Below are 12,776 nucleotides of genomic sequence, written 5' to 3' on the forward strand. Positions count from 1 at the left end.
TTTCCGGTTTATCCTTCGTATTTCTTGATCTCCCTATATGTATTATATTTCCACATCTGCGGTTTTACCACAACATACCGTAAGTATGTCTTCTCCATTGTCCGAAAATTATTTAAATTATATCACAAAAATGGCAAAAAGTATAGCTCAGCATCAAATAGAAAAAGATCCCCGCCATATGATAAATCATTGTATGGGAAGATCTTTTTCCTCTTTATTCCGTTATTTTTCTATCAATTCCATAGCTGCTTCCCCGATTCCCTCGCAAAATGTGGGATGGGGCATCATGACTTCTGCCAAATCCCCGGCAGTCATTCCTTTGCTGACAGCAAGCTCCAATTCTCCGATCATATCCGTAGCCCTGGCGCACATGAGCTGGGCTCCGATAAGCTTTTTGCTTTCCGCTCCCGCCACCAGCTTGATAAAACCTCTTTCCTGCATGGACAACACCGATTTTCCATTCACGGACATGATATATTTTCCTGTCTTTACTTCTATGCCCTTTTCCTTCGCCTGATCCGCAGTCATGCCCACGCAGGCGATCTCCGGGCTTGTGTATACGCAGGAGGGAACTACATCCAGATTCTGACTAAAAGGCAGGCCGAACATGGCCTCCACCGCGCGGTATCCTTCCGCACTGGCCACATGAGCCAGCTGGATTCCTCCTGTCACATCCCCGATGGCATAGATGCCTTTTACGGATGTCCGGAAGTCTCCGTCCACTGCCAGGAATCCTCTGTTTTTCTCTATTTTTTGTTCCATCACTTCGGAAAACAGCTCCTCCGTATTCGGCTTCCGCCCGGTGGCAATCAGGATGCGGTCCGCACATACCTTCGCTTCCCTGCCTTTTTCTTCATAACGGCAGACCAGCCCATCGTCTGTTTTTTGGATCTCCTTCACCGCTGCGGATGTATGGATGTCCACTCCTCTTTTTTTCATAATCATCTTCAGGTTTTGGGATATCTCCTTATCCATTCCGGGAAGAATCCGGTCCATGGCCTCAATGACCGTCACCTGGCTGCCGAAATCGCTGTAAATCGTAGCCATCTCCATGCCGATCACTCCGCCTCCGATAATGACAAAACGCGGATAAATGGTTCCGTCCCCATTTAAAATACCGTCGCTGTCCACAACGCCTTCCGTCTGTGCTCCGGCAATCGGAGGTATGGACGGCCTGGAACCGGTTGCAATCAAGATCTTATCACACGAAAGAACCTGCTGTTCCCCGCCTTCCTTTCTAACCGTCACTTCCTTTTCTCCGGTCACCGTTCCCTGTCCGTAAATCACCTCAACCTTGGCTTTTTTCAGGCTTTGGGCGATACCGTTTCTCAGTTCCGAAACCACCTGGTCCTTACGGTTCCAAACATCGGCGCTGCAAAGAATGCGTTCACCACAGGTGATGCCAATTCGTTCTGCCGCCCCCATCTCCCTGTATAACTCGCAGGCATGAAGCAGGGATTTAGTGGGAATGCAGCCTTTATTTAAGCAGGTTCCTCCCACATTTTCACGTTCGATCACCGCCGTTTTCCTGCCCAGCTTAGCGGCCTTTAACGCCGCTAAATATCCTCCCGGCCCGGCTCCGATCACGATTAAATCATAACTTTCTGCCATAATTCCTCCCTTCCGTCACGGTACGGACTGTTCATTTTCTTTAAAGCAGCCTTTGATATCCGCTTTGACCGTTTCCTGAAGCGGGTTTTCGCATGTAATCCCCTCCACGGCTTCCCTCATATCTTTCTGCCGGTGGGGTACGCCGCAAAGAGCCTGTTCCAGCTTTGCCGTAAACTCCGTATCCAGCATATCGGAATAGGCCGCCGCTTCCTGAATCTTCCCGCCGTTTACATTCAGCCGGATCATAATGTTCCCCCAGGAAAACCTCTGGTTAATTTCATACTGAAACGGGATTTTCCGTCCGTATTTCCACTCCCAGGAGGAAAACTTCTCACGAGCCTTTTCGATCTCAGCATCATTAAGCCTTTCTTTCGAAAACGGTTCCGCCTTTTTTTGGTAAACCTGTTCAAATGCGCGGATCAGCGCCTGTTTCATCTGTTCCACGGTGATATCCGGCACATAGGAAACCAGATTTTCTACCCGGCTTTTCACCGAATCCACGCTTTTCGATCGTAACTTATCCATAGACACATTGAGATATTCGGACATCTTATCCGTGTCCACCTGAAGCAGCACCGTGCCATGGTGATAACAGTAATCTCCGGTCTGGTAAAATGCATGGCCGGAAAACTTTTTTCCGTCCACCGTCAGGTCATTGCGCCCGGTCCGCTTTGCCTGGATGCCGAATGACTGAACCGCCTTTAATATCACTTCTGTCTGTTTCTCCACATCGTAATTTTCTTTTCTAGCAAAAAATGTGAAATTTAAATTGCCCAGATCATGAAACACCGCTCCGCCTCCGGAAAGACGGCGGGCCAGAAACCCGCCGTCTTCCTCCAGACGTTCTATTCTGCATTCCTTCCAGCTGTTCTGGTTTTTCCCGATCACCACCGTTTTCCGGTTCTGCCACAGGTAAAGAATGCATTCTTCCGGACGGACATGCATGAGCAGATATTCCTCCAATGCCAGGTTCCCGTAGGGATTGGTATCTTTGCTTTCGATTATGCTGATTGACTCTATCATACCGCTCCTTTATCCGCCATACGGCTCTTATTCAAACATATATTTCAGTTTTGGACTGCGGGCCGCCGCCACTTCATCCAGACGTTTGATCCGGGTGGTATGCGGGGAACCCTGAATCCATTCCGGATCGCTTTCTGCCTTTTCATAGATATCCAAAAATGCGCCGATCAGCTCATCCAGCCCTTCTTTCGATTCGGTTTCCGTCGGCTCCACCATCAGCGCTTCGTGCACAATCAGCGGGAAATACATGGTCGGAGGATGGATGCCGTAATCCAGCAGCGCTTTTGCAATATCCATAGCCGACACATGAATCTGGTGTTTTTCCTGTTCCAGACTCATCACAAATTCATGCATGCAGGTTTCCTCATACGGCATATGGTATTTTCCGGATAATTTCACACGGATGTAATTGGCGTTTAAGACCGCATTCTTACAAGCGTCAGGGATGCCATCTTTCCCCAGCATCAGCGCATAAGTTAACGCCTTTACGACCACCAGAAAATTGCCGTAGAAGGATTTTACCATGCCAACGGAAGAAGCGTATTCTTCCATATGATAACCGTCCTGTTCCACCACTTTAAGCCCCGGCAGAAATTCCGCCAAAAATTCCTTGCAGCCCACCGGGCCGCTTCCCGGACCGCCTCCGCCATGCGGGGTTGAAAATGTTTTATGAAGATTTAAATGCACCACGTCAAATCCCATATCTCCCGGCCGGACCACACCCATAACGGCGTTTAAATTAGCTCCGTCATAGTAGTTGAGCCCTCCGGCTTCATGGATGATCCTGGTGATCTCCAAAATATTCTTATCAAACAGCCCCACCGTATTGGGATTGGTCAGCATTAAACCGGCCGTATCCTCTCCCACAGCCTCTCTCAGTTTCTCCAAGTCCACGCAGCCATCCTCCTGTGAAGGAATATTAACCACCTCAAAACCGGCCATCACCGCGCTGGCCGGATTGGTCCCGTGAGCGGAATCCGGCACAATGATCTTGGTTCTCTTTAAATCCTTCCGTTTATCATGATAGGCTTTAATCAGTAAAAGGCCTGTAAACTCGCCGTGAGCGCCTGCCGCAGGCTGAAATGTCATCTGATCCATTCCCGTGATTTCACAAAAAACTGTTTCCGCTGTTTTTAACACCTTCAGACAGCCCTGAACCGTATGTTCCGGCTGCAGAGGGTGAATCTGGGTGAATTCCTTTAAGGAAGCGGTCTCCTCATTCACCTTTGGGTTGTACTTCATGGTACAGGAACCCAGCGGATAGAAACCGTCGTTTACTCCATGGGTGGCCTTTGCGAGTTCCGTATAGTGGCGGCTGATATCATTTTCCGACACTTCCGGCAGATGGAGCGGCTGTTTTCTGGCCGCTGCGCCAAGTTCCACAACCGGCACGTCGCATTCCGGCAGAATGCTGCATCTTCTTCCCTCTACGCTTCGTTCAAATATCAGTTTCATCCTGCGCACACCTCCTTTACCAAACGGGCCAGTTCATCCATCTCAGCCTTGGAATTCATCTCCGTAGCGCACCATAAAATCCGTTTGTCTTTTAAAGGCAGCCCTCCAAGGTATCCGTTCTCCTCCAAATGATCAAAAAGAACCTTTGGTTCCACAGGACATTCCGTCACAAACTCATGGAAAAATTCTTTATCATATACCGGTTTTAATCCCGCCTCTGCCAATGCATTCCTTAGATAATGTGCTTTTGACATACAGGAAACGGCCGCCTGATAAAGCCCCTCCGCTCCCATAGCCGACAGATAAACCGACGCGGTCATGGCGCACAGCGCCTGGTTGGAGCAGATGTTGCTGCTGGCTTTTTCACGCCTGATATGCTGTTCTCTTGCCTGAAGGGTCAGCACAAATCCTCTCTTTCCCTCGCTGTCAACCGTCTCTCCCACAATTCTGCCCGGAAGCTTTCTCATCATCGCCTTTGTGGCCGCCATAAATCCCAGATAAGGGCCTCCGAATGCCAGCGGAAGTCCTAACGGCTGGCCTTCTCCCACCGCCACATCGGCGCCGCATTCCGCCGGCGTCTGAAGCACCGCCAGGGAGATCGGATTGCATCCCATCACAAATTTGCCGCCCTTTTCATGAACCGCCCGGCCACAGCTTTCTGCATCTTCCAGAACCCCGTAATAATTGGGCTGCTGAAGGTAAAAACAGGCGGTCGTCTCATCTGCCAGGGAAGCCAGAGCTTCCAAATCGGTCACCCCGTCCTTTTCCGGCACGATGATCAGCTCTGTATCACGTCCATAACAGTAGGTTTTCATGGTTTCAATCACCTGAGGATTCATCGTGGCGGAAACAAGGGCTTTCACCCTCTTCCGTTCCTTACACATAAAAATGCTTTCGGCCGCAGCGGATGCTCCGTCATAAACCGATGCGTTGGCACAGTCCATCCCGGTCAGCTCGCAGATCATAGTCTGGAATTCAAAGATGGACTGCAGATTTCCCTGGCTGATCTCCGCCTGATACGGCGTATAAGCGGTAACAAAATCCTCTTTGGTGGTAACGCTTTTCACAATTGCGGGTATGTAATGGTGATAAGCCCCGGCTCCCCGGAAAATATGTTTGAACACCCGGTTTAAAGAAGCCATCTCCTCCAGCTTTTCCCGGACTTCCATCTCCGAACAGCCCGACGGGATGTTCATCTCCCCTTTTAACATCACTTCCTGGGGAATATGGGAAAACAGGGCGTCAAAACTGTCATAGCCGGCTTCTTTAAGCATCTCTTCCTGCTGTTTATTCGTATTGGATAGATAAGACCCCATATCCTTCTCCTTTCGCCGTTTCCTTAATCGCTGTTTTCGTTATTCGGTGTCCTCTTTCGTAAATGCTTCGTAGCTGTCCGCATCCATCAGCTCTTCCTGATCACTGACATCCGTCACTTTGATAAACCATGCCCCATATGCATCCGCATTGATGGATTCCGGGCTGTCCAGCAGCTCTTCATTGATCTCGGCCACAATTCCGGTCACCGGTGAATACACATCGGAAACTGCTTTTACTGATTCCACGTCTCCGAACGCTTCTCCGGCCGTCACTTCATCCCCCGGCTCCGGCAGATTCACAAATACAAGATCCCCCAATTCGTTCTGTGCATAATCGGTCAATCCGATTAACACGGTATTATCATCCTCAAATTTTACCCACTCGTGTGATTTTGCGTACTTTAACTCCTTTGGAAATGTCATGATAAACTCCTCCTGTTATTTATTTTCTTTTATAAAATGGCAGTGCCACAACTTCTGCTTCGATCTTTCTTCCTCTTACCAATGCTTCCACCGGAGTGCCCGGCTCGGCATATTCCTTCTCTAAAAGAGCCATTGCCACCGGATAGCCAAGATACGGGCAATGGGTTCCTGAGGTCGTAATTCCGATCTCTTTTCCATCCGCATAGACGGTTTCATGTTCCCGGATGATTCCGCGCCCGGTCACCTTTAAGCCAACCCGCTTTCTGGACGGCTCTCCTTTTGCTTCCAGGGCATGTTTTCCGATAAATTCTTCTTTTTTCATCTTTACCGCAAATCCAAGGCCGGTTTCTATCGGAGTGATCACGTCATCCATCTCATGACCGTAAAGCGGCATGGAAGCCTCTAACCTAAGGGTATCCCTGGCGCCTAATCCGCATGGAATCAGCCCCTCTTCCTCTCCGGCAGCCATAAGTGCTTCCCACATCTGCGGAGCCTGATCCGCCGCCATATAGAGTTCATAACCGTCTTCTCCCGTATATCCTGTCTTAGAAATGATGCATTTCATTCCGGCCGCCTGGGCGTCTGCATTGCAGCTGTAATATTTAACAGGTATCTGATCCTCCTTGGCGATCTTTAGAAGGATTTCATGGGCTTTTGGTCCCTGCAGGGCGATCTGTCCCACGCTCTTTGAAATATCCGTAAATACAGCGTCTCCGAACTCATGTTCTTTCATCCATGCGAAATCCTTATCCTTGTTGGACGCGTTGACAACGATAAAATAATGGTCGTCCCTGATCTTATATACGATCAGGTCATCCACAACTCCCCCTTCTTCATTGCACATCGGGCTGTACCTGGCCTGGCCGTCATACATGCCGGTAAAGTCATTGGTCAGAAGATGATTTAAATTCTTTAAAGCATCGCTGCCAATGCAGGTGATCTCTCCCATATGGGAAACATCAAACAAGCCGCATTTCGTTCTCACAGCCATGTGCTCTGCTATGACACCCGTCTTGTACTGGACAGGAAGAAGATATCCTGCAAACGGTACAATCTTGCCCCCATATTTAACATGGGTGTCATACAATGTTGTTTTTAGTTCCATGTGCTACCTCCTCAAGTTTGACAAATTTTAGACACAAAAAAGAGCATACAGCAAATAATTGCTATATGCCCTGTCTTCGTACCTGAAAGATTACTTCGGTTTTCCGAAGCTGCCTCGTCGGTGGTGCTAACGGCAATGGTTAAAATGCCATATTCACCTTTCCAGAGTTTCGTCCAAATCCGGTCCTTTTGCCTGAGAGTTTCTCTCCCCTTCGGCGCTGTTAACCAGTCTCTCCCGGATTCTTCAACCGATTATGAATTTGTATTTTAATCCTACCATATGTTGTGGTGAAAATCAAGTTTCTTTATACATATCCCAAAAGTCCCGGCAGCCACATGGACAGAATCGGCACATAGGATACCAGTAAAAGGACGATAAAGATGGCCGCAAAGTAGAGAAGGAGGGGCCGGATTACATTTTCAATTCTGGTCTTTCCTACCTTAACACCTACGAATAATGTGGTTCCCACAGGCGGCGTGATGGTTCCGATGCACAAGTTGAAGATCATCATAATTCCGAAATGCACGGTATTCATCCCAAGGGCCTGGCAGATCGGAAGAAAGATCGGCGTAAAGATCAGGCAGGCCGGAGTCATATCCATAAATGTTCCGATAATCAGCAGTAAAATATTGATGATGAACAGGATCACATACCGGTTGTCGCTGATGCTCAGCATAGCTTCTGAAACAGCGGTTGGAATTCCTGTAAACGCCATAACCCAGCTCATGATGCTGGACACGCCGATCAGGAAGATGATGATGCCCGTCATTTCCGCACTGTCTAAGAAGATTTTAGGCAGCTCGCTGAATTTGATGGATTTGTAGAAAAACAGGGACAGCACCAGGCTGTACACAACCGCCACAACGCTTCCTTCCGTCGCTGTAAAAATACCTGAGATAATGCCGCCGATTACGATAATAATCATCAGCAGGCACGGGATGGCCTGGAAGAACACCTTCACCTTTTCAGACATGGTATATTTCTTCGTGCTCCGGTATCCGCGCTTTTTCGCGAAATAATAGATAACGATCATACAGGCCAGGCCCCACAAAATTCCCGGAATGTATCCGGCCATAAAAAGCGCCGCTACGGAAGTTCCTCCGCTCACCAAAGAATAAGTGATCATAACATTGCTGGGAGGAATTAAAAGTCCCGTAGGTGCCGTTGCTATATTGGCCGCCGCGGAGAAGTCGCGGTCATAGCCCTCTTCCTCTTCAATGGGCCCGATGATGGAACCCATAGCGGAAGCAGCCGCAGTACCGGAACCGGAAATCGCTCCGAACAGCATGTTTGCAACCGCATTGGTGTGGGCTAAAGCGCCCGGAATTCTCCCGGTAAACAGCTTTGCAAAGTTGATTAACCGGATGGCAATTCCGCCTTTATTCATGATATTTCCTGCCAGAATGAAAAAGGGAATGGCAAGTAAGCTGAATACGGAAATGCCGGAAAAAATTCTCTGTGCGCCGGTCAGTACGGCCGCTCCCGTGTTTAATACGGGAAGGATGGCACAGATCGAAGAGATGGCAAGGGCTACGGCGATTGGCACGCCGGCCAGCAGCATAATTACTAAAAGGACCAGAATAATCAGTCCGCAGACAACAGCTATATTCATACGTTTGCTTCCCCCCGTTCGCTGAAATCACCATGGAGCATGTCCAGGGCGTTGATAAGGCTAAAGATCATAATCAGAATGCCGGTCACCGGAACGATCACATAGATATATCCCATAGGAACGCGAAGAGATGCGGTGGTCTGAATCATGGTGAGCTTGGTGATGGAGATTCCTCCGTATACCATCACCACTCCGGCAAATGCAAATGCTAAGAGGTCAATGGCCACTTCCAGGTATTTTCTGCCGGGTCCGGTCAGTTTATCGGCTAAAAATCCCATTCTCATGTGGTCGCGTTTTCCGAATACATAGGCGGATGCCAAAAGGGCCATCCAGGTGAAAGAATAAGTCAGCAGTTCCTCGGATACCGTGCTGGGACGGTTAAAGAAATACCGGGTAATAATCTGATAGGTACCGATCACGGTCATCATCATGAATAAAACGATGATGCACAGGCCTAAGACTTTCATCAATATCTTTCTCACATTATGCAGAGCTTCCATCTATTCTCCCCCTTTCGCTTTTTCATTGGCTTCCTGGATATGCTGATAAAGATCGGCAATTTTCGGATTTTCTTTTAACATTTTTTCATGGAGAGGAAGGACTTTTTCCTTGAATGCGTTCACATCCACATCGATGAACGTCACTCCCATGTCTTCCGTGGCGATGCGCTTTGCTTCCACGATGCTGTCATCCCACTCTTTCATCTCCACCTCGGTGGACAAAGCGGCCGCATCTTTAAAGACCTGATATTCTTCCGGGCTTAAACTGTTTAAAAATTTCAGGTTTCCAACCAGCATATCCGGAACCATCTGATGTTTGTTGTAGCAGTAATATTTGGCAACTTCGCCGTGTTTGTTATTGGTTAATGCCAGCTCGTTGTTTTCCGCTCCGTCGATCACGCCCTGCTGGATGGCCGTATACACCTCGCCGAATCCCATGGGCGCTGCCGCCGCCCCAAATGCATTTACCATGGCTACGCTGGCCGGGCTCTGCTGAACCCTGATCTTTTTGCCCTTTAAGTCGTCCGGCGTGTTGATCGGTGTTTTAGCATAGAAATTACGTGTTCCCGCATTGTACCAGGTCACCACGCGGAATCCGGCTTCATCTGTGGAAGCATAAACCTGCTCCATATAGTCCGTGTCTTCCATGACTGATTTATATACGTCCTCTGAATCAAACAAGTAAGGCATGCTGAAGATCTCATATACACCGGCAAATGTTTCCAGGTTGGCAGTTCCGGCCACAACGAAGTCAATGGCTCCCGTCTGGGTCAGCTCGATGGCCTTCTGGGCAGAGCCTAAAATCTCGTTGGGGAAAATCTGAACTTCATATTTATCGCCCAGGCGTTCTTCCACATATTCCTTAAATGCCAAAAGTCCCAAATGCTGCGGATGTGTTTCCGACTGTCCGTGAGAAATACGGATAATCCGTTTCCCCGATGTTACAGAACCGCATCCTGCAAGTCCTGCACACATTACGGCCGCCATGGCGATGGCTGTTATTTTTTTTAATATCTTTTTCAATGCTCTCTCCATTCCTTTCTAAATCTAATTAACCGTGTCATCCTTATGAGCCGGACAGAATTATAAATGGTTCCGGAACCTGCGTCATACCAGGAAAGGGCCCTTTCCCTGGAATCTTCAAACTCCTTTTCAGTCACTTAGCCGGTTGGCCTGTCCGTTTTTTTTCACGCAGCCGCTTATCGCGAAAACGGCTGCTGCCTTCAGAATAGCAATTGCTGTTCCAACATGTTTGAACAAAAAAATACTCCCGGAATTTTACAACTCAGATATTGTTAAGTTTTTAGCGATTTCTTAACAGTATCCTCATTATAAAGCCCGGGAGGACTTTTGGATAGCGTAAAATATTGTCATTGAGGTGGACATTTTTAGCCTGTTTGATTCTTTTTTTGTCTCATTAGTACATATGTACAAAATTTATCGATCATTTTTGTACATTATAACTACTGCGATACTCGGATGGAAGCATACCATTCATCCTTTTGAACACTTTAGAAAAATACTTGGAATCCGTATATCCGACTCCGCTGCTCACGTCTTTTATATTGATCGCCTTATTCTGGAGCATTTTTTTCGCCTCATTCATCCGCACCTGGGTCAAATAGGCGGTAAAATTCTGGCCGAAGCACTGCTTAAACAGCTTGCAGAAATAAGCGTCCGAATAATTCATAGCCTTGGCCGCATCCTGCATGGAGATCTCCTCCATATAGTGATTTTTCACATAATCCCGGATGATTCCGGCGATCTGGCTGATCCGATCTTCATTGATTTCCTCCTCCGGTTCCTGCATGTCCTCGAATGAAACCGGCTGCTCTGCGTCCTTTTTCTCCGCCTTTAATCCCGCCTGGCGCAGCGCTTCCTCCATCACCGGAAGAAGTTCTTCATCGTCACACGGTTTTAGCAGATATTCCAGAGCGCGGATCGAAATCGCCCTCTTTGCATAGGAAAATTCATCGTATGCCGTAAGGAAAATGATGACCGCTCCCGAATCCTGACGCCGGATCTGTTCCGCAGCCTCTACCCCGTTCATTCCCGGCATACCGATATCCATAATGACAATCTGTATCTCATGCTCTTTAAAGATTCTGAGGGCTTCCAGTCCGTTTTCCGCCTGGATCACCTGGCAGATATCACCAAAATGCTTTTTCAGTTTTCTGCTGAGCGCCATCCGCTCGATCATCTCATCGTCTACAACTAATACCTGATACATATTATCCTTCTTCCTCAACTGTAAATGTCATCTGTACCACAGTTCCGCAACCGGCGCTGCTGTACAGATAGAGTTCCCCATCCTTATACATGGTATGAAGCCGTCGGTAGATATTGCCGATTCCAACTCCGGTCTTATCCTCTTTTCCCTCCGAAAGAGCTTCCCTTATCTCCTTCAGCCGTTCTTTTGATATACCGCTTCCCGTGTCCGCAACGGAAATCCAAAGCTTTCTTCCTTTCATCCAGGAGCGGATACAAATCTTGCCGCCTTCCGGTTTATCGCAGATTCCGTGAACAATCGCATTTTCCACAATCGGCTGCAGGGCAAAGGACGGAATCAGAAGATCCAGGGTTTCCGGACTGCAGTCAATGCTGTACCGGATACGTCCCCCAAATCTCATCTTTTGAAGGTAAATATAGTCTTCCACCACCTTAATCTCCCGTTCCAAGGGCATGACGGACGCAGTGGATTTTAAATTATACCGGAACAGGCGGCTCATGGCGGTAATCATCTTCTCTGTGGTCTCGGCCTCTTCCACCTGAGCCATTCCCACGATCATATTCAGGGTATTAAAAAGGAAATGAGGGTTAATCTGGTTTTTCAGCATCTGAAGGCGGACGGCATCCAACTGTTTTTCCACCTCATGTTTTTCCTTCAATGTGGTAATATACCCCTTTGTAGAATGTTTCATCACCCCAAAGGCACGGATCAAATCTGCGATCTCGTCTTCCCCTTCCGGGCAAAGGTCCCTGCCGCTGAAATCATTCTGCGCAATCCTTTTGGATTCCTCGGAAAGCTTCAGAACCGGCGCCACCAGATTGCGTTCCAAAGAACGGTTCATCCTCCAGATCACCAGCACGGCCACAGCCGCGAATATAACGGTGAAAGCAGGCACAAGCATAAATAAGGGCACGAGGCGATGATAATTCAGATTTCCTTCCTCCTCATTCATCTGCTGCAGACTGCCCGCATAACTTTGCAGATATCCTTGTATGCCGTAAATCTCATAGAGCCGGTCCACATACGCCTCATCGGACGGATCGGTGGAAAAAAAGAGTTCTTTCCTTTTCTCATAGGTCTCAAAACTGTTTCGGATAGACCAGGTTTTAGCAAACCGGTCTGCTCCGATCTTCTCATAATCATAAGGAAGGGCGGACAATGCAGATAATGTCTCCTGGCATGCATTTAAATAGGCATCCCTGTTTTCTTCACTGCCGTCCCGGATAAAATCGGCAAACCTCCTGCTCTCCGTCTCGATAGCCACCCTGAAATCCAGGCTTTTTGCATTATTTTCCAGAATCGTATGAAATCCCGTCATCCCGAAACCTGCAATTGAAAATGCGGCCAATACGGCCAGAAAAACGGCGGCTGTAGCCGGGCCGGTAATCATACGGATCTTCTGCCTGAGGGAATAAGAAAGCCATTGTCTATGAAATTTTTCTCTGATCTTTGACACGGCCACCCTGATCTGCTCCATCCTAAAGTCCTTCCCGCGTATGTT

At 48.3% G+C, this 12,776-nt stretch carries 11 protein-coding genes and 1 riboswitch; all 11 genes read right to left on the minus strand.

Annotated elements, in window-relative coordinates; genetic code table 11:
* Nucleotides 1-222: 222 nt before the first annotated feature.
* On the minus strand, nucleotides 223-1,611 hold the full coding sequence (gene lpdA, locus C0033_RS01400) for a dihydrolipoyl dehydrogenase (RefSeq protein ID WP_103226070.1): 1,389 nt from the start codon (nucleotides 1,609-1,611) through the stop codon (nucleotides 223-225).
* Between the two features lie 15 nt (nucleotides 1,612-1,626).
* Nucleotides 1,627-2,634, minus strand: a complete 1,008-nt coding sequence (locus tag C0033_RS01405; RefSeq protein WP_103226071.1) for a lipoate--protein ligase — start codon at nucleotides 2,632-2,634, stop codon at nucleotides 1,627-1,629.
* A 27-nt stretch (nucleotides 2,635-2,661) separates the two neighbouring features.
* Nucleotides 2,662-4,089, minus strand: a complete 1,428-nt coding sequence (gcvPB, locus tag C0033_RS01410) for an aminomethyl-transferring glycine dehydrogenase subunit GcvPB (protein WP_103226072.1) — start codon at nucleotides 4,087-4,089, stop codon at nucleotides 2,662-2,664.
* Nucleotides 4,086-5,405 (minus strand): aminomethyl-transferring glycine dehydrogenase subunit GcvPA, encoded by a 1,320-nt coding sequence (gcvPA, locus tag C0033_RS01415; RefSeq protein ID WP_103226073.1) that lies wholly within the window; start codon nucleotides 5,403-5,405, stop codon nucleotides 4,086-4,088. The genes gcvPB and gcvPA overlap by 4 nt, the downstream gene beginning before the upstream one ends.
* A gap of 39 nt (nucleotides 5,406-5,444) precedes the next feature.
* Nucleotides 5,445-5,828, minus strand: a complete 384-nt coding sequence (gcvH, locus tag C0033_RS01420; RefSeq protein WP_103226074.1) for a glycine cleavage system protein GcvH — start codon at nucleotides 5,826-5,828, stop codon at nucleotides 5,445-5,447.
* A 19-nt stretch (nucleotides 5,829-5,847) separates the two neighbouring features.
* Nucleotides 5,848-6,933, minus strand: a complete 1,086-nt coding sequence (gcvT, locus tag C0033_RS01425; protein WP_103226075.1) for a glycine cleavage system aminomethyltransferase GcvT — start codon at nucleotides 6,931-6,933, stop codon at nucleotides 5,848-5,850.
* Nucleotides 6,934-7,103: 170 nt separating this feature from the next.
* Nucleotides 7,104-7,180: riboswitch (glycine riboswitch) on the minus strand.
* Nucleotides 7,181-7,237: 57 nt separating this feature from the next.
* A complete protein-coding gene (locus tag C0033_RS01430; RefSeq protein ID WP_103226076.1) occupies nucleotides 7,238-8,545 on the minus strand; it encodes a TRAP transporter large permease in 1,308 nt (435 codons plus the stop codon).
* On the minus strand, nucleotides 8,542-9,045 hold the full coding sequence (locus C0033_RS01435) for a TRAP transporter small permease (RefSeq protein WP_103226077.1): 504 nt from the start codon (nucleotides 9,043-9,045) through the stop codon (nucleotides 8,542-8,544). Before C0033_RS01435 ends, C0033_RS01430 begins: the two co-directional genes overlap by 4 nt.
* Nucleotides 9,046-10,059, minus strand: a complete 1,014-nt coding sequence (locus C0033_RS01440) for a TRAP transporter substrate-binding protein (protein ID WP_347501009.1) — start codon at nucleotides 10,057-10,059, stop codon at nucleotides 9,046-9,048.
* Nucleotides 10,060-10,489: 430 nt separating this feature from the next.
* Nucleotides 10,490-11,275, minus strand: coding sequence for a response regulator (locus C0033_RS01445; RefSeq protein WP_103226079.1), 786 nt, complete (start codon nucleotides 11,273-11,275; stop codon nucleotides 10,490-10,492).
* A 1-nt stretch (nucleotide 11,276) separates the two neighbouring features.
* Complete coding sequence (locus C0033_RS01450; RefSeq protein ID WP_103226080.1) at nucleotides 11,277-12,752, minus strand: sensor histidine kinase; 1,476 nt, start codon at nucleotides 12,750-12,752, stop codon at nucleotides 11,277-11,279.
* Between the last annotated feature and the right edge of the window lie 24 nt (nucleotides 12,753-12,776).

Origin of the sequence: Clostridium sp. chh4-2, from assembly GCF_002899675.1 — a bacterium.
Lineage (GTDB): Bacteria > Bacillota > Clostridia > Lachnospirales > Lachnospiraceae > CHH4-2.

Coding starts and splice junctions, on each gene's coding strand:
- lpdA (WP_103226070.1), bottom strand. CDS start 1,611: ATGGCAGAAAGTTATGATTTAATCGTGATCGGAGCCGGGCCGGGAGGA.
- C0033_RS01405 (WP_103226071.1), bottom strand. CDS start 2,634: ATGATAGAGTCAATCAGCATAATCGAAAGCAAAGATACCAATCCCTAC.
- gcvPB (WP_103226072.1), bottom strand. CDS start 4,089: ATGAAACTGATATTTGAACGAAGCGTAGAGGGAAGAAGATGCAGCATT.
- gcvPA (WP_103226073.1), bottom strand. CDS start 5,405: ATGGGGTCTTATCTATCCAATACGAATAAACAGCAGGAAGAGATGCTT.
- gcvH (WP_103226074.1), bottom strand. CDS start 5,828: ATGACATTTCCAAAGGAGTTAAAGTACGCAAAATCACACGAGTGGGTA.
- gcvT (WP_103226075.1), bottom strand. CDS start 6,933: ATGGAACTAAAAACAACATTGTATGACACCCATGTTAAATATGGGGGC.
- C0033_RS01430 (WP_103226076.1), bottom strand. CDS start 8,545: ATGAATATAGCTGTTGTCTGCGGACTGATTATTCTGGTCCTTTTAGTA.
- C0033_RS01435 (WP_103226077.1), bottom strand. CDS start 9,045: ATGGAAGCTCTGCATAATGTGAGAAAGATATTGATGAAAGTCTTAGGC.
- C0033_RS01445 (WP_103226079.1), bottom strand. CDS start 11,275: ATGTATCAGGTATTAGTTGTAGACGATGAGATGATCGAGCGGATGGCG.
- C0033_RS01450 (WP_103226080.1), bottom strand. CDS start 12,752: ATGGAGCAGATCAGGGTGGCCGTGTCAAAGATCAGAGAAAAATTTCAT.